General features: G+C 42.7%; 24 protein-coding genes. 10 read left to right on the forward strand and 14 right to left on the reverse strand.

Going from position 1 to position 24,405, the window contains the following annotated elements; translation table 11 throughout:
* Positions 1-10: 10 nt before the first annotated feature.
* From BLW54_RS04310 to BLW54_RS04345, 8 genes are all read right to left on the reverse strand, one after another.
* The gene (locus BLW54_RS04310) at positions 11-1,285 is read right to left on the reverse strand and encodes a TRAP transporter large permease (RefSeq protein WP_035507219.1); all 1,275 of its coding nucleotides are present in this window, start codon (positions 1,283-1,285) and stop codon (positions 11-13) included.
* Entirely contained in the window at positions 1,282-1,761 is a 480-nt protein-coding gene (locus BLW54_RS04315) for a TRAP transporter small permease (RefSeq protein WP_074733393.1), read from the reverse strand. Before BLW54_RS04315 ends, BLW54_RS04310 begins: the two co-directional genes overlap by 4 nt.
* 68 nt (positions 1,762-1,829) lie before the next feature.
* Positions 1,830-2,816 carry a TRAP transporter substrate-binding protein gene (locus BLW54_RS04320; protein ID WP_074733394.1) on the reverse strand — a complete coding sequence of 329 codons (987 nt, stop codon included), beginning with the start codon at positions 2,814-2,816 and terminating at the stop codon, positions 1,830-1,832.
* A gap of 62 nt (positions 2,817-2,878) precedes the next feature.
* Positions 2,879-3,892: an ureidoglycolate dehydrogenase gene (gene allD, locus BLW54_RS04325; protein WP_074733311.1), complete on the reverse strand. Its 1,014-nt coding sequence runs from the start codon at positions 3,890-3,892 to the stop codon at positions 2,879-2,881.
* A 516-nt stretch (positions 3,893-4,408) separates the two neighbouring features.
* Positions 4,409-5,002 (reverse strand): TetR/AcrR family transcriptional regulator, encoded by a 594-nt coding sequence (locus BLW54_RS04330; protein WP_244153473.1) that lies wholly within the window; start codon positions 5,000-5,002, stop codon positions 4,409-4,411.
* Positions 4,983-6,245 (reverse strand): MFS transporter, encoded by a 1,263-nt coding sequence (locus tag BLW54_RS04335; protein WP_244153474.1) that lies wholly within the window; start codon positions 6,243-6,245, stop codon positions 4,983-4,985. Before BLW54_RS04335 ends, BLW54_RS04330 begins: the two co-directional genes overlap by 20 nt.
* Before the next feature lie 160 nt (positions 6,246-6,405).
* On the reverse strand, positions 6,406-7,917 hold the full coding sequence (locus BLW54_RS04340; protein ID WP_035507223.1) for a malate:quinone oxidoreductase: 1,512 nt from the start codon (positions 7,915-7,917) through the stop codon (positions 6,406-6,408).
* 277 nt (positions 7,918-8,194) lie between these two features.
* Entirely contained in the window at positions 8,195-8,644 is a 450-nt protein-coding gene (locus BLW54_RS04345; protein WP_035507224.1) for a helix-turn-helix domain-containing protein, read from the reverse strand.
* Between the two features lie 230 nt (positions 8,645-8,874).
* Between BLW54_RS04345 and BLW54_RS04350 the strand changes: the two genes are divergently transcribed.
* Positions 8,875-9,417, forward strand: a complete 543-nt coding sequence (locus BLW54_RS04350) for a hypothetical protein (RefSeq protein ID WP_074733313.1) — start codon at positions 8,875-8,877, stop codon at positions 9,415-9,417.
* Between the two features lie 29 nt (positions 9,418-9,446).
* Here BLW54_RS04350 and BLW54_RS04355 read toward each other — a convergent pair whose 3' ends face one another.
* Both BLW54_RS04355 and BLW54_RS04360 read right to left on the reverse strand, forming a co-directional pair.
* A complete protein-coding gene (locus BLW54_RS04355; protein WP_074733314.1) occupies positions 9,447-10,136 on the reverse strand; it encodes an LrgB family protein in 690 nt (229 codons plus the stop codon).
* The gene (locus BLW54_RS04360; protein WP_074733315.1) at positions 10,129-10,500 is read right to left on the reverse strand and encodes a CidA/LrgA family protein; all 372 of its coding nucleotides are present in this window, start codon (positions 10,498-10,500) and stop codon (positions 10,129-10,131) included. The genes BLW54_RS04355 and BLW54_RS04360 overlap by 8 nt, the downstream gene beginning before the upstream one ends.
* A 246-nt stretch (positions 10,501-10,746) precedes the next feature.
* On the opposite strand from BLW54_RS04360, the gene BLW54_RS04365 reads away from it, so the two are divergent.
* Positions 10,747-11,838: a hypothetical protein gene (locus tag BLW54_RS04365; RefSeq protein WP_074733316.1), complete on the forward strand. Its 1,092-nt coding sequence runs from the start codon at positions 10,747-10,749 to the stop codon at positions 11,836-11,838.
* 44 nt (positions 11,839-11,882) lie between these two features.
* Here the strand turns inward: BLW54_RS04365 and BLW54_RS04370 are convergent, their stop codons facing one another.
* Both BLW54_RS04370 and BLW54_RS04375 read right to left on the reverse strand, forming a co-directional pair.
* Positions 11,883-12,569, reverse strand: coding sequence for a response regulator transcription factor (locus BLW54_RS04370; RefSeq protein WP_074733317.1), 687 nt, complete (start codon positions 12,567-12,569; stop codon positions 11,883-11,885).
* Positions 12,562-13,647, reverse strand: a complete 1,086-nt coding sequence (locus BLW54_RS04375) for a sensor histidine kinase (protein WP_074733318.1) — start codon at positions 13,645-13,647, stop codon at positions 12,562-12,564. The genes BLW54_RS04370 and BLW54_RS04375 overlap by 8 nt, the downstream gene beginning before the upstream one ends.
* A 151-nt stretch (positions 13,648-13,798) precedes the next feature.
* Here BLW54_RS04375 and BLW54_RS04380 point away from each other — a divergent pair, with 151 nt between their 5' ends.
* Positions 13,799-14,179, forward strand: a complete 381-nt coding sequence (locus BLW54_RS04380) for a hypothetical protein (RefSeq protein WP_074733319.1) — start codon at positions 13,799-13,801, stop codon at positions 14,177-14,179.
* Positions 14,180-14,185: 6 nt separating this feature from the next.
* On the forward strand, positions 14,186-14,683 hold the full coding sequence (locus BLW54_RS04385) for a hypothetical protein (RefSeq protein ID WP_074733320.1): 498 nt from the start codon (positions 14,186-14,188) through the stop codon (positions 14,681-14,683).
* Positions 14,684-15,060: 377 nt separating this feature from the next.
* Here BLW54_RS04385 and BLW54_RS04390 read toward each other — a convergent pair whose 3' ends face one another.
* Positions 15,061-16,746 (reverse strand): sensor histidine kinase, encoded by a 1,686-nt coding sequence (locus tag BLW54_RS04390; protein ID WP_074733321.1) that lies wholly within the window; start codon positions 16,744-16,746, stop codon positions 15,061-15,063.
* 1 nt (position 16,747) lies between these two features.
* The gene (locus BLW54_RS04395) at positions 16,748-17,467 is read right to left on the reverse strand and encodes a response regulator transcription factor (protein ID WP_074733396.1); all 720 of its coding nucleotides are present in this window, start codon (positions 17,465-17,467) and stop codon (positions 16,748-16,750) included.
* Positions 17,468-17,573: 106 nt separating this feature from the next.
* Here BLW54_RS04395 and BLW54_RS04400 point away from each other — a divergent pair, with 106 nt between their 5' ends.
* From BLW54_RS04400 to BLW54_RS04425, 6 genes are all read left to right on the forward strand, one after another.
* The gene (locus BLW54_RS04400; RefSeq protein WP_074733322.1) at positions 17,574-18,257 is read left to right on the forward strand and encodes an ABC transporter permease; all 684 of its coding nucleotides are present in this window, start codon (positions 17,574-17,576) and stop codon (positions 18,255-18,257) included.
* Entirely contained in the window at positions 18,257-19,174 is a 918-nt protein-coding gene (locus tag BLW54_RS04405) for an ABC transporter ATP-binding protein (RefSeq protein ID WP_074733323.1), read from the forward strand. The genes BLW54_RS04400 and BLW54_RS04405 overlap by 1 nt, the downstream gene beginning before the upstream one ends.
* A 552-nt stretch (positions 19,175-19,726) precedes the next feature.
* Complete coding sequence (locus BLW54_RS04410) at positions 19,727-21,532, forward strand: L-lactate permease (protein ID WP_074733397.1); 1,806 nt, start codon at positions 19,727-19,729, stop codon at positions 21,530-21,532.
* A complete protein-coding gene (locus BLW54_RS04415) occupies positions 21,529-22,251 on the forward strand; it encodes a (Fe-S)-binding protein (RefSeq protein WP_074733324.1) in 723 nt (240 codons plus the stop codon). The genes BLW54_RS04410 and BLW54_RS04415 overlap by 4 nt, the downstream gene beginning before the upstream one ends.
* Before the next feature lie 15 nt (positions 22,252-22,266).
* Positions 22,267-23,691 carry a LutB/LldF family L-lactate oxidation iron-sulfur protein gene (locus BLW54_RS04420; RefSeq protein ID WP_074733325.1) on the forward strand — a complete coding sequence of 475 codons (1,425 nt, stop codon included), beginning with the start codon at positions 22,267-22,269 and terminating at the stop codon, positions 23,689-23,691.
* Positions 23,691-24,395: a LutC/YkgG family protein gene (locus BLW54_RS04425; protein ID WP_074733326.1), complete on the forward strand. Its 705-nt coding sequence runs from the start codon at positions 23,691-23,693 to the stop codon at positions 24,393-24,395. The genes BLW54_RS04420 and BLW54_RS04425 overlap by 1 nt, the downstream gene beginning before the upstream one ends.
* The last annotated feature ends 10 nt before the right edge of the window (positions 24,396-24,405 follow it).

Here is a 24,405-nt window from a genome sequence, read left to right on the forward strand (position 1 = left end):
CTCCTTCTCATTAATCAAACAAGCCAGGCAAGAATAGTGTTAATTGTGGAACGAAACTTACGAGTAATAAGACTAATAAACTAACGCCCAAGAATGGTAATAATGCTTTGGAAGCACGCCCGATGGATACTTTACCAATACTCGATGCAACAAATAGGCAGACACCTACAGGTGGAGTAGATAAACCAATCATTAGATTCAATACCATCAGCACCCCAAAATGAACGGGGTCCATACCGATTTGGGTAGCTACTGGTAATAGCACTGGGAACAAGATAACTAACGCTGCTATCGTTTCCATAAATGTCCCGACAAAAAGCAGTAATAGATTCAGTAAAAGAATCACGACAATAGGATTTTCAGAGATAGCCAGAATCGTATCTGCTACTAACTGAGGGATCTGTTCACTTACAAGGATCCAGCCGAATAGGTTTGCAAAACCAACTAATATCATAATGCCAGCTGTCGTCACCATAGAATCCAAGAAGATCTTCGGAATCATTTTGAGCTTCAAATCACGGTAAACGAATAATCCGACTATTAAGGCATAAACAACAGCTACGATCGATGCTTCTGTAGGTGTAAAGTAACCACTAAGGATTCCGAACAGAATAACGAGGGTCATCATCAGTGCCCAAAAAGCTCCAGAAAATGATTGGACGACAACTGAGAAGGGTTGACGTTGTCCCTTTGGATACTTTTTCTTCTTAGAAATAATGTAAGTCAATACCATAAGACTGACCCCAAGAAGAATACCAGGGATGGTTCCTGCTAAGAATAAGTCCCCTATAGACACAGTTGCTAAAGTTCCTAAAATAATCATAGGAAGCGATGGCGGGATAATTGGACCAATCGTTGACGAAGAAGAAGTGACAGCTACAGAAAATGAAGAATCATACCCCTCTTTTTTCATAGCAGGAATCATGACAGACCCTATACTAGCTGTATCCGCAAGAGCTGTTCCGGATATCCCTGCAAATCCCATGGAGGATCCGACGTTTGCCAAACCTAATCCACCCCTAATATGGCCAACAAGATTATTTGTAAATTGAATAATGCGTTCGGTAATCCCCCCGGCATTCATCAAGTTTCCAGCTAAAATGAACCCAGGAATACAAAGCAATGTGAATGAATTAATTCCACCAAACATTTTTTGGGGGATAATATTCAAGGGAATATCGGCAATCACGATATAAACCAAAGAAGAAATACCAAGACTAAAGGCAATAGGTACACTTAAAGATATTAGGACTAAGAATGATATAAATAAGACGAGCGCCATCATGGCTGTACACCTTCTTTCTGACTACCCTTTACTACGGCATAGATGTTCAAAAAGCTATAGAACGATAGAAGGACAAAGGTCATCATCATACTCAGATTGATATAATACATCTCAATCGCTAAGGTAGCAGATGATTGGTTCCGTCCAAGTAAAGCAAAGTCATAGGAATGAGAAATTAAAAATACGGAAAAGGACCCAATGATAAAGTAAACGACGGCGTCATAATATTTCCTGAATTTTCCTGGAAGGAAATTCAAGAAAAGGTCTACTCTGACGTATTCCCGCTTCTCCATTGCAATCGGTGCTGAAAAAGCGATAGCATATATAAATAGAAAACGCGAGAGCTCTTCCGTCCAAACAAAAGAGAATGGAGAATAGCGACCTATAATTTGAATGAGCACAACGATCACAAGGGCAGTGAAAGTTACTATGGTTAATAATTTCAGTAAACGACTTAGCACATTAACAGCTTTCATGTTGTTCACCCTTTTTGAATAGAATAGGGCAAACATTCCTCCATCGAAGAATGTTTGCCAGTTCATGATTATTCGCCAGCTTCGACGATTTTTTCATACAATTCAAGCTGTTTTTCTGACAAGCTTTTCTCTACAGCTGGTTTCATAGCCTTACTAAGGGCATCTTGATCGACTTCCACAAATTCCATGCCTTCATCTTTCAGACTCTGTGTAATTTCAGCCGTTTCAGATTCATATAGGTCCATACCGTAAGATTGTGCTTCAGCGGCTGCTTCTTGAACAGCTTTTTGCGTGTCTTCATCCAATGCTTCAAATTGCTCGTTACCTACCACTACATAGATCCAGGAATATACATGTTCCGTCAAATTGACATAGTCTTGCACCTCAGCAAAACCAGCACTTTTAATCAAGTCGACAGGGTTTTCTTGACCATCAATAACTCCTTGTTGTAATCCGGTAAACACTTCACTGAAGTCCATCACTTGAGGTCTTGCACCAGCAGCCTCCCATGCATCCATGAATAGAGGCACATTAGGGACACGCATTTTGAAACCTTCCAGGTCAGACGGGGTTTCGATAGGCTCATTTGATGTCAAGTTACGAGGGGCACGCATGTGATAATAGAGGGGTGTGACACCGACATTTTCTTTAATACTTCCTTCGATTTCCTCCCCAATTTCTCCCTCGACCACACTTTTCAGGTGATCTTCACCTTTGAATGCATAAGGCGCGGCCATCAATGCTGCTTCTGGAGCCCAGTTCTGCATTGTTTCTCCCGAGATAGTCATATCAACGGTTCCAGCTTCAATACCGTTTAGCACTTCTGTTTCAGAGCCCAGCTGCTCATTTGGATAAATTTCGATTTGCAGCTTCCCATCTGTCTTTTCATCCACCAGCTCAGCGAATTTTTCAGCTGTTTTATGCCATTGGTGATCTTCATTTGATAGGTGTCCCATTTTCCAAGTGATCGTATCCCCTGAACCTGAAGCGCTTTCATCCCCACCGCAAGCAGCCAATAACACCGCTAATATTCCTACTGCGAAAATACTTAACATTTTTTTCAATTGAGTGACCTCCTTGAATTTTTATCTATCCCTTAAGGCGAGAACTTTCTCCCTCACTGGGACTTTAAATAATCATAAATGCTCTTTGGAACAGGTATTCCTTCTATTTTTCGAGCCTCTTCCTTCCATTGTTCTGGTTCTCCTGGAACCATTACTGAGGAGACTCCCTCTGCAGGCTGGACGGCATGTAATTCATCAATCATCTGGTCTATATTTGAGAGGAACTCCTTTTTACCAATGAACAACCCCGGGTTAATCGTTACAATGACATGACTCAACTGGCGATAGTTGTTGTAATCACCATACATAGGGGGAATATCTGGTCCGAAAGTTGACCCTGTTAGTACTCCTGTCATGACATCCACGACTAACCCTAACCCATATCCCTTGGGCCCACTTGCCGGCAGTAAATGTTTGACGAGATTCGGATCTGTGACTGGGTTTCCCTTTTCGTCAACACCCCAATTATCCGGAATCTCCTTCCCTGTTTCTCTCGCATGGAGTACCTTACCGAACGCTACATTACTTGTCGCCATATCTAAGATCATCGGTTTATGTTTGTTAGCAGGGAAGCCATAAGCAATCGGATTTGTTCCAAAGTAAGGTTCCGCGCCTCCAAAAGGGACGACTGCACTATCCGTATGAGTCATAACCATACTGATGGTATCTTCTTTAGCTGCCTGCTCTGCATAGTAGGATAAGGCTCCACAGTGGCTGCTATTTATCACTCCGACGATACCAATCCCATTTTCCTTTGATAGTTTGATAGCTTCATCCATGGCCTCTTTTGTGATGACATGCCCCATGCCATTATCCCCATCAAAGAGCGCCCCGGCTGACCCTTTCCTTTCCACTTTAAACTCAGGATTCGCATTCATTCCGCCCATTAGCATTCTTTTTACATAATGTTCTGTTCGCAATACCCCGTGAGAGCTTACCCCTCTTAAATCTGCATGGATAAGAACATCTGCCACTACTTCCGCATGCTCTTCGCTAACTTCTGCCCCCACTAATTTATCAACAACTAGTGCTTTAAGTTCTGCCTGTTGTATAACTACTTCCTCCATACCAAACCCCTCCCTTTCTACTTATTTAGAATCTCCCTGCATGATAAAAATTTTTCTTTCTATTCAACTTTTTCATCTCGCCGAATTCTCCCTTTCCCAGCCGATAAATCAAACCGGTCCTCAAATTACCCTTGATTACTTATGAAGAATATGGCATGTGCCATCGGACCAGCAACAGGAATGGAAGGACCTAACATTGCTTCTATCATCTTTATAAATCGGTTTACTAAATCGTTTCACTAAACCGGTTTAGTGAGATATTATCATAATGAAAGCGTTTTTAAAATAGAAAGTTTTAATTTTTCCAACAATTTGTTTTTTACTAGAGGGGATCGCTCTATGGTTTAATAAGAAACAAACAAGAAACATAAATGAATATTTTTTAATTAACAGCATGGGGCTGAGTGGGATAGATGGAAGTGTTTACTTAGAGGAATATGATAAATTTTAAAGAGTGTAATGGTACGATGATTTAGTGTCTGCCTCTTTTCCACGCGCTTATAAAAATCCCCCTCATCACGAGGAGGACACACCTAACGCCATTTTCAAATAATCTACGAACAAAACAGACTGATCCTCCAACCTTACTTTTTTCTCTGACAAAATCGCATGATCCAAAGCTAGACCATCCACAAAGGTGATGATGGAACGCGCAAGAAGTTCGCTGTCATAGCGGTCGCTGAATTCGCCGGCTTCCTGACCGGCTTTTATGATTTCATTGTAAGTGCTGAGTACGAGTTCATACCTTTTTTCACCGTAGGATCGGCGCCGTTCATCGTTACGTCCGGTGATAAAGAATTCGAGTTTGCTAGGAGCGAGTGGATCCATCCTAGTGTCCGGATGGCCGTCTTCTCCAAACATCAACTGCATCAGCAGCCTCCAATGAGATTCTACTTTTTCAAGAGAGACTCCAGCTGTTTCTGCTTCCTCCGTGAGCCCCTCTTCAAGCAGTGCTTCAAATAGATCTTCTTTGTTTGAAAAATATTGATAAAGGCCTCCGCGGCTGACACCAGCCTCTTCCATGATATGTTTCATCGTGGTATGTTCATAGCCGTGTTTGATGAAGACTCTTGTAGCGGCTTCCATGATGTCAGCCCGTCGTTGCTTCATGTGTTCCCTGCTTACTCGCGGAGACATCTGTATTCCCCCGTTCTACTTTTCGTTTTGTCATCCATCCAATCAGAGATACGAAAACTAAAAGACTTGCTGTAATCGTGAAGGTCGGAATCACTCCAATAACCGTCGCAATCCAGCCTCCAAAAAGAGGACCAATAATGGTCGCTGTCGTCATCACACTGTTGATGACCCCAAATACACGTCCAGTCATATGGACAGGAGTATGGACCTGAATCGTTGCCTGAAAAGGAACGAAAATCAAGCTCGCAGAAAAACCTGCTGTGAAACCCATGCCCGGACCCCAGATAAGTGAATAGTTAAGATCATAATGGGTCAGTAATCCCATGACACCAAAACTGACCCCAATACCACAAACACCAAGTAACATTAGGGGGTATGGTTTGTAGTCCGTCTTTTTAGCTAAAAGAAATCCGGCTACAAACATACCGAGACCAGATCCTGTAACAAGGTATCCGAATAAATCCGGCGAGGCATCCGTCAATTCTCTGATCAGAACAATCAACTGGGAATCGGCCGATTGAAGAATCAAGAGACTGATACCGACGAGGACTAACCCCGTGATCATGAAACGGCTCGATTTAAGAAAAGAAAAGCCGGCGCTGAATTCTTGCTTAAACGAACCCTGTTCAGTGGTAGATTCCGAAGGTTCCAGACCCCCCGCGTTTGGAATGAATAATAGAATCAGAGCGGATACGAAGAACGTGGCGGAATCGATGACAAATACCTGCTGGGCACCGAAAATGGCCACGAGAAGGCCACTGACCAGCGGTCCGAGAATTTTTGTCGAGGAATCGATCATTGATGTAATGGACATCGCACCTTTCATATCCTCTTCAGGCACTAATTCCTTCAGTTTCCCGTTCTTTGCAGGGATGAATAATGCCGAGAAAATGCCCACCGTAAGTAAGGTCGTGTACACTATCCAAAGCGAAGTGGCGACCGTCAAAATTAAGATTAATACCGCTCTTACAACATCGGAAACAATCATCAATGTTTTCCGGTTGAAGCGGTCTGCGGCTATGCCGGCCACAGGTCCGAATAAAGCCATTGGCAGGGCTAGGCAGAGAAATACGAACGACACTTGAAGCGGGGATGCGTCCCACTTCAACCCGACAAGGGTAATGATCGCGACGATACTAAGCCAGTCGCCAATACTTGAAATAGCCTGGGCAGACATCAGTATCATATATCCTTTATTCTTCATTAAACGTTTCATAAGAGCGGCCCCTCTCAATTAAACGACACTAATGTCGTTTTGTTAAATTCATTATACTGACACAAGTGTCGTTTTGCAACTTCATCATAAAAAGATCCCCCATTCTTTTTATGACATAAAAAAAGTGCTTTTCCCATGTGGAAAAGCACTTTTTCAATCTTTACATATGAACTGGACTCTCTTCAGGTTCTTCCGTCAGCCCGAGCACTCGCTCTGTGGTAGAGTGAATTTCACGGATCAATTCAGGATTTTCTACCAATTCCTTACCGTAAGAAGGAATCATTTCTTTGATCTTAGGTGCCCATTCATCCATCTGCTCAGGGAAACATCTCTCCATCAGTTCAAGCATGACGGAAACCGCTGTCGATGCTCCTGGAGATGCCCCGAGCAAGGCGGCAATGGAACCATCGGCGGCACTGACGACTTCTGTCCCGAATTGCAGCGTCCCTTTGCCTCCTCCATCTGTATCTTTAATAACTTGCACGCGCTGCCCTGCCGTGACTAAATCCCAATCTTCTGCTTTTGCGGTCGGGATGAAGGTACGCAGTTCTTCTAAGCGTTGCTCTTTCGATTGAATAACCTGTTCAATAAGATACTTAGTCAACGAGGCATTTTTCACACCCGCAGCGACCATCGTCGTAAGGTTATCCTTTTGCACCGATGTAATTAAATCAAGCAGTGACCCTGTCTTCAAGAATTTTGGTGAGAAGCCTGCAAAAGGACCGAAAAGGAGGCTTTCCTTCCCGTCGATAAAACGGGTGTCCAGGTGTGGGACAGACATCGGTGGCGCCCCAACTTTAGCTTTACCATAGACTTTCGCCCGGTGCTCAGCAATCACTTCCGGATTGTTACACACCATAAAAAGGCCACTGACAGGGAATCCGCCAATGTGTTTCGATTCTGGAATGCCTGTTTTTTGCAGCAGGTGCAAGCTCCCGCCCCCACCACCGATGAAGACGAAGTTAGACGTATGGTATTCGATTTTATCATTCGCCAAATCACGGACTCTCACTTCCCAAGAACCATCTTCTGACCGTTTGATATCCTCGACACTATGCTTGTAGTTGACTTCGAGGTTTTCTTTTTCGAGATGATCGAACATTTTTCGCGTGAGCGACCCAAAGTTCACATCTGTCCCTGCATCCATCTTCGTAGCAGCGATCGGTTCTGTCATCGTCCGTTCCTTCATGATTAAAGGAATCCACTCTTCCAATTGGGATGGATCATCTGTAAACTCCATATCGCGGAATAAAGGGTTAGCGACCATGGCATTAAAGCGCTTTCTTAGGAAATCAACATTTTTTTCTCCCTGAACAAAACTCATATGTGGCAAAGGCATGATGAATTCATTCGGGTTACTGATTCGATTGTTTTTCACGAGATAAGACCAAAATTGTTTAGATACTTGAAACTGTTCATTGACTTTAATGGCTTTCGTCAGATCGATCGAGCCGTCGGATTTTTCTTTCGTGTAGTTCAGCTCACAAAGAGCTGCATGGCCTGTGCCCGCATTGTTCCATACGTTGGAGCTTTCTTCTCCAGCACTTCCAAGTCTTTCAAACACGCGAATATTCCAGTCCGGTACTAACTCTTTCAGCAGTGACCCTAGTGTGGCACTCATGATCCCTGCACCAATTAAAATAACGTCTGTCTTCGTGTATTTTTTGCTCATTTCCCTTTCATTCTCCCTATTTTTCAATAATTTTTATCTACGTTCAGTGTATCACTATTAACAAAAAATTAAAATATTTGGCAACAGGACTTATGCGGTGAAGGCACGCGAAAGTCCTTCAAAGTCATAGTGACCTATACAAAAAACACCTCTGCCTCACCCTATTCAATTAGAGACAGAGATGTTCACTACTTTTACTAATGCCGTCACCAGCATGCGTCAAAGAGCAAGAATGGCGCTAAAGGACTTGTCACAATAGCAGCTTAAAGCTCTTTATTTAACTATCTTTATATTTCCCTTTCACACATTCAATCCCGATCCCCGCCGTCACCATAATAATTAAAGGGCCGAAGTTCCAAAGAAAAGGATTCCCTAACGGAAAGTCCAAAGGGGTAAATTTGTTCAAGAAAAGGACAGCTAACTTAAAAACTAACAACAATACTCCAATAAGGAAGAAGGTATCAAAAAATGCCTTTAGTTTTGGATGCGCCAACTGCTTACTGTCTTCAATGACTTTTTCCTTCAATTCTTCATCACTCCTCAATAATTCATCAATAGTCAGACCGAGCAGGTCACTCAAATGAATGATGATTTCAATACTCGGGAAGTTCTGGCCATTCTCCCATTTGGAAACCGACTGTCGGCTGACGTACAGCTTTTCCGCTAGTTCCTCCTGAGACCATCCTTTGTTCTTCCGTTCTTTTTTCAATTTTTCAGCAAAATTCATATCTGTGTTCACCTTTCCCATTTGATACTTTATTATGAGGAGATTTCCATAAGAACGTAAAGAACGGGCTGGTTGCCATAGGCCGCACGCACAGGTTTACATAAAGAAACCCTTTTGTGATATCGCCCTTCCGTACTTGCTCATTCTTCCTATTATTGAAACATATGATCAGGAACAAACGTATGTAGATAAGAAAAGCAGAGATTTTTATAAACAAGGAGGGATTTCTCATGGATTTTGTAGCCTGGATGATTGTCGCAAGTGAGATCGGGTTTTGGGTCGTTATTGTCGCAGGACTTGTGACTCGTTACATTTTTAAGCAGAATAAGCTGGGACTATTCCTATTGGCGTTGACACCAGTGATTGACCTGATCCTCTTAGTGACAACGAGTGTGGATTTAATGAACGGGGCGACAGCCACCATGGCCCATGCGATTGCTGCCGTATATATAGGGGTATCGATCGCCTTTGGAAAAAGCATGATCGAGTGGGCGGATGTAAGGTTTCAGTATTACATAACAAAACAGGGTCCACGACCGGAAAGGCTGACAGGATTCGCGCATGCCAAGCACTACTTTAAAAGCTGGGGCCGTCATTTAGTCGCTTATTTAATCGGGGCCGCATTTCTTGCTGGGTTGATTTTTATCATCGACAACCCAAATCGGACAGAGGCGTTAACGGGCGCCTTGCAGTTGTGGTCACTGGTGCTCGGGGTAGATTTCCTTATTGCTATCAGTCATTTTATTTGGCCAAAAAAAAGAAGGAAACCGTGAAAAACAGGGCTCCCCTCTCTTTTCTCATGTCATAGCAGCAATAGAGTCAATCCAGGGGCCAAAATCGAAACGATAACAGCACTTAATACCATCGCAATCGTACTTACCGATCCTTCCAGATGGTCACGCTCCATCGCCGTTGCCGTTCCAATCGCGTGCGAGGCGCTTCCCATTCCGACACCGCGGCCGATTTGACCTTGAAGCCTTGCCACCCGCATCACAGCTGGATGGATCAACACTCCGCCAATACCGGCAATCATAACGAAAACGGCGGCCAACGACATAACACCCCCACTCGATTCAGCTATGGACATGGCGACAGGCGTGGTCACCGATTTAGGGACGATAGAATAAATAATCAACTCACTAAAGCCTGTCCATTTGCTGAGTAAAAGCCCGGAGCTGATGCCGACCACTGCCCCAACAAACGTACCGGTCAGAACAGGAAGCACCATCTTCTTCAAAATGTCCCGGTACTGGTACAACGGATAAGCAAGAGCTACAACCGCCGGACCAAGCAGGTGGTCAATCCACTTTCCGCCTACCATATACGTCTCATAGGAAAAGTGGCAGACAAGCAGGAAAATAATAATTGCAACTGTCGATAAAATGATCGGCGCTGTATACATACGGCGGAACCTTTGATAAACGAGGGTCGCCCCTTTATACGTGATAATCGTCAACACGATCATCATAACAGCGATCAGAACATCATTCATGTGCTTTTTCCCTCCTTCCTGCAAGACGTTGAGCCACTGATCCTGAAATCCCCATAACAAGCCCCGTACTCAGGAGCCCGATGAAAATTAATAGAATGCCTTTTCCTTTAAAGACATACGCATACCCCATCACGCCGACGGTCGCCGGTATGAAAAAGAACGGGAGGTGGGTGATCATGAACCCCGCCCCTTCGGTGATCCAGCGCTCAGATACGAGTTTAAGAGATAGAAGCAAGAACAACAGGATCAATCCAATGACACTGCCCGGGATGAATAGATTAAAAGTATGCTGGATGGCTGTTCCAAGTAAATAGATGAGATATAAGCCGATAATTTGCAGGATGATGGTAACTGCTTTTGACACGTATGATCCTTCTTTCTCATTGGTATATAGTCATTGACAATGCTTATTATATAAGAATTATCGTACCACACAAAAATCCTCCCCTACTAACAATCGGTTTCAGAAAAGCTCCTCTTCCATGCTTTCCATACAATGATGGTTAATTTTTCTTATCAATTTGTTTACATAGGTTTCATGTTTAGGGAATTGTGATAAACTCCCCCATATTCTACCTAAACTTTGTAAGGAAAAAGGATGTGTGAGGCAATGAAAAAAATTGGCCTGGTGTTGATGGCTGGATTACTACTAATCGCCCTAGGTGCATGTTCACAATCATCCACCACAGAAGATAATGAAAAGGAATCCCCCCCTTTTGAAAAGAACGATTCAAAACAAAAAGAAGGAAGTGAAGAGCCTGACAAGTCTGAAGTACAGCCTTTTCAACCGTTAAAGCCTTCGGAAGACGCTGTGGCTTTGGAGGACCGCCTCTCTGAAGAGGAGCAGCAAATGCCTAATGCGCAGGGCGGGGATGGTGAGCGTTCGGTTCCTGTCGGTGAGACGCTGGCCGACGGAGTCAAAGATCCATCCGATGGCCCGCTAAAGAATCATCGCCTTATTGCCTACTACGGGACCCCGCAGTCTGAAAATATGGGAATTCTCGGTCAGATGGATCCGGAAGCATTCATGGAGAAGCTAAAGGAACAGACGCAAGCCTATTCAGACGCTGATCCTGATCGACCTGCCGTACCGACCGTAGAGCTAATTACGACGATGGCCCAGAATGAACCAGGGCCAGATGGGAATTACGTGCGGATGACCTCAGAAGAGAATATTCAAACCTATGTGAAGCTGGCGGAGGAGCATGATGCGCTGGTGTTGCTCGATATTCAACTGGGAACAGACACGATCATGGAGCAAGTGAAAAAGATCGAGAAATGGCTCAAGTACCCGCACGTTCACCTGGCAATCGATACGGAATTCCATGTGGAGGAAGGGGAAAAGCCTGGACAGGATCTCGGTCAGGTGGATGGTGAAGAAGTGCAGGAGGCTGTCGAGTATCTATCCACGTTGACGAAAAAAAACAACCTCCCGGATAAATTCGTCCTCGTCCATCAATTTACTGATGCAGCACTGACGAATAAAGAAGCCATTGAACCAACAGACAACGTCGAAGTCGCCCTCAATTTTGACGGCTGGGGAGCCTCCACCGACAAGCAGACGTTGTATCGTAAGTTTGTCCGTGATGAACCAAATCAATATGGCGGGTTTAAAATCTTTTATGAGAAAGACGAGCCGGTCATGAAGCCGGAGGATGTATTGAAAATGGATCCAAGCCCGGCGATTGTGAATTACCAATAGCGAACCGAATCCCCTCCTGGAGGGGATTTTTTGGGGTGAACCGCTTAATCCAAAAAGCGATAGCCGACTCCCCAAACCGTTTCAATGAATACCGGTTGAGAGGGATGGGGTTCTATTTTTTTACGTAGTCTGCGAACATGGACCGTCACTGTTGTATTATCTCCTAAGGCATCAAGCCCCCATATTTTTTCAAATAATTCCTCTTTGCTAAAAACCCGGTGGGGATGCTGAGCTAGAAAGGTTAGTAAATCAAACTCTTTTGCCGTCAATGTGACTTCTTCTTCATTCACCTTTACTCTTCGGGTCCTTAAATCGATGTGCAGTCCCTTCACCCAGATTTCCTGTTTGTCCTCTTCTTTCTGGATAAACCGCTTATACCTGGACAGATGGGCTTTCACTCTGGCTACGAGTTCATTCGGGCTGAAAGGTTTGACGATATAATCATCCGCCCCTATTCCCAGCCCCCTTACTTTATCGATGTCATCTGTCTTGGCGGTAATCATTAAAATAGGGATATCCCTTTTCTCCCTTACCTTCTTACATATTTCAAAACCGCTTGTCCCCGGCAGCATAATATCGACCAGTAAAAGGTCAAAATCGCCATGCAGCCCTCTGCTTAATCCTTGTGTCCCATCCTCTTCAAGCTCAACATAGAACCCATCCATTTCCAAATAATCCCTCTCCAGGTCCGCAATGGCCGGATCATCCTCTATAATCAGTATTTTATCCATCGGTCACTTCCCACCTTTCTAATGTGAACGCCATCGTTGTTCCTTTTCCCTCTCCACTTTCGGCATGTATTTCTCCTCCGTGTAATTCGATGATTTTTTTAGAAATCGCGAGCCCGAGTCCAGAACCACGTAAGGATTTACTACGGGCCGCATCCCCTTGATAAAACTGATCGAATATAAAAGGGATCGCTTCGCCAGGAATTCCTGGTCCATTGTCTGAAATCTTCACGACCACCATTGGACCTTTTTCCGATAACGAGACGTTGAGTTGTTTCTTCTCTTTATCGATGAACTTCAAGCTGTTCTGAATCAAGTTCGTAACAACACGATGGATTTGTTTCCTGTCCGCCTTCACATGAAAGGATTCCCCACTCTCCACAATTTCCGTCTCTATATCTTCATGCTCAAACCTGACTGCTTCCAGGTAATCCCCGAAATAAGCTGCCAGATCCACTTTTTCAAAATGAAGGGGGACCCGGTTTACATCAAGCTTCGAATACAAAAACAGTTCATTAATTAAATGATCCATTTCTTCGGTTTTTTTTATGATTCGACTTACATATCGCTGTTGCTTCTCAGGGGTGTCAGCGACACCATCTCGAATCGCCATCATATATCCTTTGATAGAAGTGATCGGTGTTTTCAAATCGTGGGAGATACTGGCAATCAACTCTTTACGGCCCGCCTCATACTTCTTCTCCAGCGCTTCTGCTTCCTTTAGCTTCCTGCGCATTTCTTCAAAACTTCTGGCCAGTTCCCCCAATTCATCGCTTCGATCTACTTGAATCGCGAAATCCCGTTCACCAGCCGCCAACTTCTTTGTTGCTTCATTGAGTTTGTTGACAGGCGTAAGGATCGTTTTGGATACATAGTAAGTCAACATCCCGTTTGTCACAATCAGAATGCCAATCATTCCAATAAAACGAACCTGTGTAAATAACCCAATGCTGTCTGCAGGTGTCAGATTCATCATACGGAACATCACAACTCCTATGATAATCTCGAGCCCTAACATACCCGCGATCGGCAAGAACACCATCGCAAGGTTCGATAAGATTAATCTTTTCCGAATCGTCATTAAACTTCACCTCTACAAAATTTGGTCGTATTCCTATCCTAATACACAATTCTTAACGATTTCTTAACGCGATTTAATCATTAGTTAAGAAACAGAAAAGAGATTTGTTCGAAATGCTCCCTATGATTAGACAGAGAAGGAGTGATGAACCATGAACCTATCATGGAAATTAATTGTAGCACTTGGGGCGATGGCCCTTATCCGCCCCTTATTGAGTGGAACTGGCGTCCTGGATATGATCGGCCAGCCCACAGCCAGTCTTACAGTAACGCTGGCCATTACGATCATTTGGATCATGATCGTGATCACCAAAAATGTCCCTCGTCCAGTAGCCACCCTTGCCGGTGCGGGGCTCGTGTATGGAATCGCCGCGATTATCATAAGCGGCATTCTCTCGCCCATCTTGACGGGCGAACTGCAAGGACCACTGACCAACCCGCTTGCGGTCATAAGCGTACTGATTACCAACGGAATATGGGGATTAATCGCCGGATCCCTGGCATCTTTATTCAAGAAAATAAGTAAGGAGTGAAAAATAATGAGAGACAAATTCACCTTTTGGTTCATTACCGGACACTTATGGATTCAATTCATTATGCTCGGCAGTATGCTGCTCAATACCTTTATGGTCTATCCGAATATTTTTTATGATATTCCCCATTCGTTTGAAGTTGGGCTTACATTCATGGAAGTCGCATCGCCACACACGTACTTCCCACCTATCGGCCTCATGAGTATACTAACAGGGCTCCTGGCATTTTTATTTGTCTGGCCTTATAAAAAGGAACGATTGTGGGTCGGTGTCAGCATGTTCATGATTATACTGGAAGGGGCAGCCTCAATCATATTTGAGTGGCCAAGAAATGAAATCATGTTCATTGAGGGAGCGAGTGTGCACAGCGTCGAATTTCTAAAGCAGACAGCAAGGGAGTTCCTTGTAGTCCACGGATTTCGGGTTCTATGTAATGTTGCGGGATCCATATTCATTTTTGTAGGATTGTTAAAGTTTCATAAATATCGAATAAGTAAGAGTTAATAAAAGCAGCACATCCCTACTCTAATTTCATCCATAGGGAGTGCTGCTTTTCATAATATTAGAGAGAGAATCTTAGCCACTGAAAAATTTTAACCCCCGATTTCAAAAACGTTTCTCCCCCCTCGTTCAATAATGGCTTAATCAATTAGTAATCCCTTTGTTATTAAACACACCATTAAAGAAGTGGAGGGAATAAATGGATTAATCATTAATAGTAAGTTTTCAGTTTTATTTCTTTTTTCAATCCGAAATATTTACTTCAATGAACATTCCAGGACTTAGGCTATTTTAATAGCCGTTCCGGTGGACTACATCATAATTACATTGGAGACTTTTCTTACTAAACAATGAGGGAATATCCCTTTTTTTCGGAGTCCCTACATACTTAATGGAAACTCCATAATTATCTGCGTGCCCTTGTTCTGCCTACTTTCAACCTTTATAGTTCCTTGATGGGCTTCGACTAACTGTTTGGTAATAGCTAACCCTAACCCAGAACCTTTTTGATTTTCTGTAGATGCCGTACCTCTATAATATCGATCAAAAAGATGATCGATGGTTTCTTGATCCATCCCGACACCATTATCTTGAATGATTATATAGAAGGATTGAAGATCATTAACTAATTTCACTGAAATATATGGATCTTGGTCATTATATTTGACAGCATTAGCTAATAAATTATCCATGATTCGCTTAAACCATTTCGTATCTATAAAGGTTTTTATTTTGTGCTTAGTTTGATTAAGAAATTCGATGCGCGCGGTGTTATAAGTCGGATTATTTAAAAAAGCTACCACACATCTTTGGATAAATAATTCCATATCTATTTTTTCCTTTGATAAAGGTAAAGCATTATATTTTAGCTTGTAGGTTAAGCTTAAATCTTCGATTAACTCATTCATGTACTCACTTTTTTGTTTGAGAGTTGAGCCAATTTCATTCAACTCTGACAATGACCAGTGATAAGAAGGGTTCTCTAATAATAATGAATACCCCATAATTGAGCTTAAAGGCGTTTTCAGGTCATGGGATAAACCAGAAATCCACTCTTCTCTCATAGTAATTAACTCTTGGTCTCTCTTCTTACTTTTTTCCAATTCTTTAGTCAAAGAATTTAGCGATTCGAAAATATCCCTAAATACACCTGGTTTTCGTTTTCTTTTATTGGAATACCCATCCCCATGGCTAGGTGGGGGCATTAATTTACCTTCAGATAAATTCTCGATCCAATCGATCATGTGAATGATGGGCTTTCCCCATTTATTTGCATGCCAATATGATAAAAGAAACAGAGAGATAATTACACATAACAAAAAGATTCCTAAGTTAATAATGACCGAAAAACCTAACTGGTCATCCAACGTCCATTTACCATCAGAGTGGTCGATCGGAACACCAATAATTAACGTTTGTCCTTCAATAGCTTTGGTGGCAGTGTCAAAATTCTTCTCTGATTTACTCGAATTTAAAACTTCCAATGGTTGATAAGTATCATTTAAATTGAATGATGTTTTAACTTGACCACTATTACTATAAAGGACAAACCAACCATTTATCTCTTTAAGTTTTTGTTTTATTGACTGCGAGCTTAATTTTTGAGTGCTATTGATTTGGTTGATTAATGTATGGCTCATAGAAAGGTGACCATAAAGAGCAACAAGGTGCTTATTCTCCAGGTTCCAATGAACATACTCGTAATTTGAATTAACCTCTCCTTTAGAAATATGAATGAGATCAGCTATAGTATAGTTGCTTGGAACATTTTTTGGGGTATTAACTGAATCCACCACTTCCCCATTATTGGCATCTATAATTTGAAACCACCCATCATTTCTTCTCACATTCTCTTCTAGTTTCTCATTAATTTCTACGTCTGCTTTTTCAGGAAAGTCTAAATTACTTATTATGTAATCCTCTGTTGCCCTTGTGAAATCTGTGTCATACTCATAATTTGTTAATGAATGATATAAATAAATAAAAAAACCTATAATCAAAAGTAAACTAACAATCAGGAAAGTGACATGTTGAAAAACGAACTGATTCGTTAACTTTCTCTTCATCTTATCGATCTCTCACTAGCTTATAACCTAAGCCTCTAATTGTCTTAATAAACTTTGGCTTAGATGGAGTGGGCTCAATCTTTTCCCTAAGCTTTCGAATATGGACAATAATCGTGTTATTTTCCACAAAATCTCCATGTCTGCCCCATACATGCTCGTAAATTTGATCTTTACTTAGTACCTGTCCCTCATTTTCACAAAAGTAAATCAACAAACGAAATAAATAAGCAGAACACTCAATGGGGCTCCCATTTACCACTAATTCAGCTGCCTTACTATTGACTTGAAAATAACCAAAGTCAAAAATATCCTTTTCATTAGATGTGTGTACAGATTGACTTTGGTTAATTCTTTTAAGTGTTGCTTTTGCTCTTGCTACAACTTCCAAAGGATTGAATGGCTTGGTAATATAGTCATCTGCACCATAAGCGAAACCCGTAAGCTTATCCAGGTCTGATCCTTTTGCAGTTAAGAAAAAAACCGGGCATTCAGTCTTCTTTCTAATGGATGAGAGCACATCAAACCCTGACTTTCCTGGAAGCATGACATCAAGGAGAATTAAGTCAAAACGTTTATCTTGTATAAGCTGTAATACTTCTTCAGCATTATTACAAGTAGTTATATTTGGAAAGTTTTCTTTTAAAAAGGTTAAACGCAGCATCTGTAAAATGTCCTGATCATCATCGACAATTAGAATTTTGCTTGGATATTCGAAACTCATCATGGTCACCCTCTTTTCAATTATCTTCAAATTCTATCCATTAATGTAAGCTTCACTTCATGTAAATCCTTGCCTATTATCCTTGGTTTATAAAGGGGGAATAGATATGTGGGCGATTTCAACTCATGAATTTAAAAATTTATTTAAAAGTGTCAGAGCTATTGTAATCATTCTTTTCTTGACCGGGATGTCATTACTTGTAGCTTCATTAGCCGAGAATTTCGCGGAGAATTTTGGTGCTATAAACACGGAAGGACAGTACACAGCTGGTTTAAGTGCAACTATCATCTTTTTTGGAATGCTATTCGTGTTTATTTTGTCTCACGATACTATTAGCAGTGAAGTACAAAATCGTACAATGAGATTTTTAGTAAGTAAGACCTCTCGAAAATCAATTATTATTGGTAAAGCATTAGGGATCTCTATCTTTTGGCTTACCACGGTTTTACTCTCATTGCTCATCGTTTCATTTGTATCTAAAGCTTTTTTCTTCGAAACTTTTTTACATTGTTCAGTATTTCTTTTTTATGGAGCGTGTACGGCTATATTAATTTCATCTTTGAGTAAAAAAGGACCGGAATCACTTTTCTTTGGAATCATTGTTTCCATTTTATTACCGGCAATTAGTTTTGCCACAGTATTTATTGACAGTGTCTTCATCCAGTGGGTAAAGTATTTGACCCCCTACTATTATATGGACTTGTCAATTGCGTACCTTCCTATTGTTTGTATTTTATCCATCATCATTTTAGCTGTCTCCATAAAAATATTTGAAAGAAGGGACTTGTGATGAACATTATTGAAGCTAATAATCTCTCGAAGACATTCGGTAATAATACTGTGGTAAACGGAATTACAATGAAGGTAAACCAAGGAGAAATTTACGGATTTTTAGGTCGAAATGGCGCTGGTAAAAGTACTTTCATAAATATGCTAACGGGCATTATCACTCCTTCATCTGGAAGTTTCTCTTTACTAGGAGAAGATAATATTGACCGAGTAAAGAAAAGGATAGGTGTGTTACCTGATTACTCCTCTTTTTATGATTCAATGTCTGCTTACAATCATTTGAAATTTTTCAGTCATATTCAGGGATTCAATCCAACAAAAGAAGTGATTGAGAACACATTAGAAACCGTAGGATTAGAAAATGCAAAAAAGAAAAAGCTAAGTCAGTTTTCATTTGGAATGAAAAAGAAATTGGGAATTGCCCAGGCCATTATTAATAAACCAGAACTCTTATTCCTAGATGAACCAACCTCAGGTATTGATGTGGAATCTGCCATTCAAATTAAAGAATTAATATCCAAACTACACAAAGATGGGCAAACGATTTTTATGACATCTCATAATTTAAATGAGATAGAAGATACCTGTACTAGGATTGGGATTATGAAAAACGGTCAAATTCATTCCGAAGGTACATTACGTGAATTAAAATCTACGTATCAATCGTCATTAACAGCGCAACTCAAAGTGAATTCAAATATTAATCCATCAGCCATACAAGATATTAAGCGATTTCTCAGTAATGAATTCCAACAATTTGATTGGATAGACAATCGATTAGTTGTAAATATACGAGAAGAAGAAGATATCCCTATACTTATAAGGACGCTTATAAATAAAAAAATAGATATATATAGTGTACATTTGATTGAGCCAACATTGGAAGAAGTGTTTTTAGAGCGGGATATAGCTATTTAGATATGTGATAAAGAAAAAGCCCCTCCAAGGGAGGGGCTTAAGGTAGATTCAATCAAATATAGATAACGCAATAGCGCATTAGGTACTCCTTATGTACCTATTAAATTACATTAAACCCGCTGCTTCTAGAGCTTCCTTAACAAATTTAGAAATATACCAGCGGGAATTCAAACAAAAGTAGGTCTCATTATAGCAATATCGATGGATTTATTAGAGTTATCCAAAATTAAAAAATAATAAATGTACATAAATTAATGGACTTCCTTTTTTAATGGGAAGGCTTTTTATCATATCAAAAACTACAGGGCCATCATTGGCCCCCATCTACCAAAATTAACTATCGAACCAATTATGGTTTTTTTGTTGTATATATTTAATTTAATATAACTTCAATTCTCTACCCACCTGTAATAGCTCTTATAGTAGGGACCTCCCACCATAAAAAAGACCATTGAAACCGTTATCAATAACTGATACTATGAAAACACTTACATACAAGACATCTGATGACCTAATGACACGATCTATTACAAACTAAAGGAAGTGACAAAAATTAGTGTTGGAGTATTGTCGTTACTAGCAGTTGTCCCTATTCTAGCTGTACTATTTTTTCTTGTTTTACTTCGATGGCCCGCGAAAAAGGCGATGCCAATCGCTTTTGCCGTAACCGTATTGGTAGCCTTCTTTGTTTGGCAAGTGCCAGTGAATCAAATCGCCGGTGCCAGCATGCAAGGGGTAACCACCGCATTAGAAGTGCTCTTCATTGTGTTCGGAGCGATATTAATGTTGAACACATTGAAAGAAGGCGGTGCGATTCAAACGATTCGCCAGGGGTTTACCGATATCTCCCCTGACCGGAGAATTCAAGCAATTATTATTTGCTGGTTATTCGGCTCGTTTATTGAAGGAGCTTCTGGCTGGGGGACGCCCGCCGCGATTATTGCCCCTCTCTTAGTAGGCGTCGGTTTTCCCGCCATGGGTGCCGTCATGGTGGCGCTGACCATTCAATCAACCCCCGTTTCTTATGGAGCCGTCGGAACACCGATCTTAATTGGGGTAAAGTCAGGACTTACCGGTTCTGGAGCGGTTGAACAAGAAGCCTCCTCAATCGGCATGACGATTGATCAATATGTTCGGATGATTGGCGGGGAAGTTGCGATTATTCATGGCATGGTCGGAGTATTGATCCCCCTGTTTATGGTTACCATGTTGACCTTTTTCTTCGGAGAAAACCGTTCGATTAAAGAAGGGCTTGCGATTTGGAAATTTGCCTTATTTGCAGGGGTAGCCTTTACCGTACCTTTTGCCTTAGTAGCCAACCTGCTCGGACCTGAATTCCCAGCTATGTTCGGGGGACTGATCGGGCTTGCGATTGTCGTCCCTGCGGCAAAAAGAGGATGGTTTATGCCGAAGAAAAACTGGGATTTTGCCTCTTCAGACAAGTGGGACCCTGAATGGACAGGGAAACTCACAATTGAACCCACCAAAACAGTACAGCCCATCTCCCCAGTAAAGGCGTGGATGCCCTACATTATCGTAGGTATCCTGCTTGTCTTCACTCGGCTAGAATCACTTCCGTTCGGGGCATGGCTGAAGGCCTTTGTAATTCATATGGAAAATGTGTTCGGAAGCTCGATTACGATCACCAGCAATCCTTTGTTTCTGCCTGGATTTATCCTATTAATGATTTCGATCATGTCCGCCTTCTTATACAAGATGAACGGTTCAGAATATGGAAAAGCATGGAAGGATTCGGGAAAAACCATCCTTGCCGCATCTCCGGCTTTGCTGTTCGCGGTGCCTATGGTACAAGTGTTCATCAATTCGGATGTGAACAACGCGGGCTATGAAAGCATGCCGCTGGTCCTTGCCGCAAGCGTCTCGGAACTTGTGGGAAGTCATTGGCCGGCCGTCGCTCCTGCGATCGGAGCACTTGGCGCTTTCGTTGCCGGAAGTAACACGATCAGCAACATGATGTTTTCCCTTTTCCAATTCGGTACAGCCACCAATGCCGGAATTAACCCGTCTCTCATCGTTGCCCTTCAAGCCGTCGGTGGTGCGGCCGGAAATATGATTTGTGTCCACAATGTGGTAGCAGCTTCGGCGGCTGCTGGTTTGATTGGAAAAGAAGGAGAATTAATTAGAAAAACGTTGATCCCGACCATCTATTATGTCTTCTTTGCCGGCGGAATCGGCTATATGTTCGTCCACGGATTCGGATTCCATATCGGGACGATCATGGCAGGCCTCATCATCGCACTGTTCCTTTATGCCATATACAAGGGCCAAATCCAAAGCAAGGAAGAGCAGTCTTTTAACAAATGGAATCATCGAGATTTAGGGAGGAGAAAGATATGAAGGTTTCCTTATTTATCACCTGTCTTGGCGACGTTTTTTATCCCGGAGTGGGAAAAGATGTCGTGGAACTTTTAGAACGATATGGCTGTGAGATTGATTTCCCTGGAGAGCAGACGTGTTGTGGGCAGCCAGCTTATAACAGCGGTTACCACAAAGATACCAAAAAAACAGCCAAACATATGATCCAAACGTTTGAACATGCCGAATATGTGGTGACTCCCTCCGGCTCCTGTGCCGTGATGTTTAAAGAGTATCCTTCCCTTTTAAAGGATGAGCCGAGATGGAAACAACGGGCTGAAGAACTATCTGCCAAAACATACGAATTGACGCAGTTTCTCTATCGAGTCTTAAAGGTAAACGACACAGAGGCCTCGTTACAGGCCCGTGCGACATACCATACGTCCTGTCATATGACGAGACTGCTCGGGGAAACGGAGGCACCCTATGAATTGCTTTCCAACGTACGAGGACTTCAATTAAAGGAGCTCCCCAACAAACAGAATTGCTGTGGATTCGGTGGAACTTTTGCGGTGAAAATGACACCGATATCGGAACAGATGGTGGATGAGAAAGTGGAACATATTGAAGAGACAGAGGCTGAAATCCTCATCGGTTCCGACAGCGGATGTTTAATGAACATCGGCGGCCGGATCGATCGGTTAAACAAACCGGTGAAAGTAATGCATATCGCCCAGGTGCTTAACAGTAGAGAAGCCTAAAAGGAGGAATGGTCGATGCCTATGAAAATTGGCGATCACTCTTTTGATCAACGAGTGAGCAAAGGATTGGGAGAAACCCATATGAGAGAGACCGTCCGCTCTGCTCAGGGACGGCTTCATACCAATAAATCAAAAGCTGAAGAAGATCTCGGAAACTGGGAAGACTGGCGGACCCTATCCGAGGAAATCCGCTCCCATACCCTTGAAAACCTTGATTATTATTTAGAGCAGCTCAGTGACAATGTGATCAAGAATGGCGGACATGTATTTTTTGCAGAAACAGCTGAAGAGGCCAATCAATATGTCAAAGAAGTCGCCGTGAAAAAGGAAGCGAAGAAGATCATCAAATCGAAATCGATGGTGACCGAAGAGATCAGTATGAATGAGGCCTTAGAAAGGGCAGGTGCGGAAGTCATTGAATCAGACCTTGGGGAATATATCCTGCAAATCGATGACCATGACCCTCCTTCCCACATCGTCGCTCCCGCTCTTCATAAAAACAAAGAGCAGATCCGCGAAACGTTTGAGCGGTTGAAGGGCTATGACAAAACGTCGAAACCAGAGGAATTAACCCAGTTTGCCCGGGAACAGCTGCGCCAGGAATTTTTGGAAGCGGATATTGGCATTACGGGCTGTAACTTTGCTGTCGCGGAATCCGGCAGTGTGTCACTTGTGACCAATGAAGGGAACGCCCGCCTGGCGACAACGATTCCAAAAACACAGATTTCCGTAATGGGAATGGAACGAATCGTCCCGACATGGGAAGAGCTTGATGTGATGGTCAGCATGCTGTGCAGAAGTGCGGTCGGGCAAAAGCTGACGAGCTATGTGACTGGTCTTAGCGGCCCGCGCGAAGAAGGCGATCTGGACGGTCCGGAAGAATTCCATCTCGTCATCGTGGATAACGGCCGTTCCAACATTCTCGGTACCGCCTTCCAATCGGCACTACATTGTATCCGCTGTGCCGCTTGTATTAATGTCTGTCCTGTTTACCGTCATGTAGGAGGACATTCGTATGGATCGATTTATCCCGGGCCAATCGGGGCGGTCTTATCTCCCCTGCTTGAAGGGTATGATGATCACAAAGACTTACCTTATGCTTCAAGCCTGTGTGCTGCCTGTACAGATGCGTGCCCTGTAAAAATCCCGCTGCACGAACATCTGATTGAACACCGACGGATCATTGCAGAAGAAGAAAAGAAAACCACACGTGGCGAAACGTATGCGATGAAAGGGTTCAGTGTGACTTCCAGTTCACCAAGGCTGTTTGATATGGCAACGAGAGCTGCACCGATCATGTCGTCCCCGTTCACGAAGGAAGGGACGATCGACAAAGGGCCTGGGCCGCTTAAGGGATGGACCGATGTCCGAAGCTTCCCTGCCCCAGAAAAAGAACGATTCCGTGACTGGTTCAAAAGCAGAAAGAAGGAGGATTCCTAATGGCACAAGGAACAGTACAAAATCGCGAGTCCTTTTTAAATAACATTGCAGAAAAATTGGGAAGAGAACGGCGCCGGTCTAGTGTGGAACCCCCCACCTATACGAAGCAGCCCCAGTGGGACATTATGGTGGATTATACGACCGAACAACTTGTCGATGTGTTAAAAGAACAGTGCACAGCCATCCATACAGACGTAAAAGAAGCAACCATTGACGAGCTCCCTGCTGTGATCGATGATGTGATGAAGGAATACGGGGCAGAAAAAGCGGCCGTTTGGGACGACCTTCGCTTTGCTGAATTTGGACTGACATCTTTTATGGAACGGCCGGATATTAACATTTGGGGATCAGCCCCCGATGAAGATGATATCAAGATCACAGAACAAGCCGATGTCGGGATCACGTTTTCGGATTATACCTTGGCGGAATCAGGTACAGTTGTATTGATGAATGGAGGAGGAAAAGGCCAGTCGGTCAGCCTTCTTCCTACGTATTATATCGCTTTGATACCCCTGAGCACCATCGTACCAAGGATGAGCCAGGTTACAAGGAAAATCCACGAAGAAGTCCAAGCCGGCCGAAGGACCCCGTCCTGCATCAATTTCATTTCAGGACCGAGTAATAGTGCAGACATTGAACTGAACCTTGTCGTCGGCGTCCACGGCCCTGTAAAAGCCAGCTATATCTTAATTGATGATCTATAGGCACACCAGC

The organism is Halobacillus karajensis (assembly GCF_900108515.1).
GTDB lineage: Bacteria > Bacillota > Bacilli > Bacillales > Halobacillaceae > Halobacillus > Halobacillus karajensis.

Excerpts from the sequence above, each read along its gene's own strand:
- BLW54_RS04420 (WP_074733325.1), top strand. The coding sequence starts at position 22,267 with ATGCCTATGAAAATTGGCGATCACTCTTTTGATCAACGAGTGAGCAAA.
- BLW54_RS04390 (WP_074733321.1), bottom strand. The coding sequence starts at position 16,746 with ATGAAGAGAAAGTTAACGAATCAGTTCGTTTTTCAACATGTCACTTTC.
- BLW54_RS04315 (WP_074733393.1), bottom strand. The coding sequence starts at position 1,761 with ATGAAAGCTGTTAATGTGCTAAGTCGTTTACTGAAATTATTAACCATA.
- BLW54_RS04395 (WP_074733396.1), bottom strand. The coding sequence starts at position 17,467 with ATGAGTTTCGAATATCCAAGCAAAATTCTAATTGTCGATGATGATCAG.
- BLW54_RS04340 (WP_035507223.1), bottom strand. The coding sequence starts at position 7,917 with ATGAGCAAAAAATACACGAAGACAGACGTTATTTTAATTGGTGCAGGG.
- BLW54_RS04385 (WP_074733320.1), top strand. The coding sequence starts at position 14,186 with ATGAGAGACAAATTCACCTTTTGGTTCATTACCGGACACTTATGGATT.
- BLW54_RS04320 (WP_074733394.1), bottom strand. The coding sequence starts at position 2,816 with ATGTTAAGTATTTTCGCAGTAGGAATATTAGCGGTGTTATTGGCTGCT.
- BLW54_RS04400 (WP_074733322.1), top strand. The coding sequence starts at position 17,574 with ATGTGGGCGATTTCAACTCATGAATTTAAAAATTTATTTAAAAGTGTC.
- BLW54_RS04345 (WP_035507224.1), bottom strand. The coding sequence starts at position 8,644 with ATGAATTTTGCTGAAAAATTGAAAAAAGAACGGAAGAACAAAGGATGG.
- BLW54_RS04375 (WP_074733318.1), bottom strand. The coding sequence starts at position 13,647 with ATGACGATTCGGAAAAGATTAATCTTATCGAACCTTGCGATGGTGTTC.
- allD (WP_074733311.1), bottom strand. The coding sequence starts at position 3,892 with ATGGAGGAAGTAGTTATACAACAGGCAGAACTTAAAGCACTAGTTGTT.
- BLW54_RS04425 (WP_074733326.1), top strand. The coding sequence starts at position 23,691 with ATGGCACAAGGAACAGTACAAAATCGCGAGTCCTTTTTAAATAACATT.
- BLW54_RS04380 (WP_074733319.1), top strand. The coding sequence starts at position 13,799 with ATGAACCTATCATGGAAATTAATTGTAGCACTTGGGGCGATGGCCCTT.
- BLW54_RS04365 (WP_074733316.1), top strand. The coding sequence starts at position 10,747 with ATGAAAAAAATTGGCCTGGTGTTGATGGCTGGATTACTACTAATCGCC.
- BLW54_RS04415 (WP_074733324.1), top strand. The coding sequence starts at position 21,529 with ATGAAGGTTTCCTTATTTATCACCTGTCTTGGCGACGTTTTTTATCCC.
- BLW54_RS04405 (WP_074733323.1), top strand. The coding sequence starts at position 18,257 with ATGAACATTATTGAAGCTAATAATCTCTCGAAGACATTCGGTAATAAT.
- BLW54_RS04330 (WP_244153473.1), bottom strand. The coding sequence starts at position 5,002 with ATGAAGCAACGACGGGCTGACATCATGGAAGCCGCTACAAGAGTCTTC.
- BLW54_RS04370 (WP_074733317.1), bottom strand. The coding sequence starts at position 12,569 with ATGGATAAAATACTGATTATAGAGGATGATCCGGCCATTGCGGACCTG.
- BLW54_RS04355 (WP_074733314.1), bottom strand. The coding sequence starts at position 10,136 with ATGAATGATGTTCTGATCGCTGTTATGATGATCGTGTTGACGATTATC.
- BLW54_RS04335 (WP_244153474.1), bottom strand. The coding sequence starts at position 6,245 with ATGAAACGTTTAATGAAGAATAAAGGATATATGATACTGATGTCTGCC.
- BLW54_RS04350 (WP_074733313.1), top strand. The coding sequence starts at position 8,875 with ATGGATTTTGTAGCCTGGATGATTGTCGCAAGTGAGATCGGGTTTTGG.
- BLW54_RS04310 (WP_035507219.1), bottom strand. The coding sequence starts at position 1,285 with ATGATGGCGCTCGTCTTATTTATATCATTCTTAGTCCTAATATCTTTA.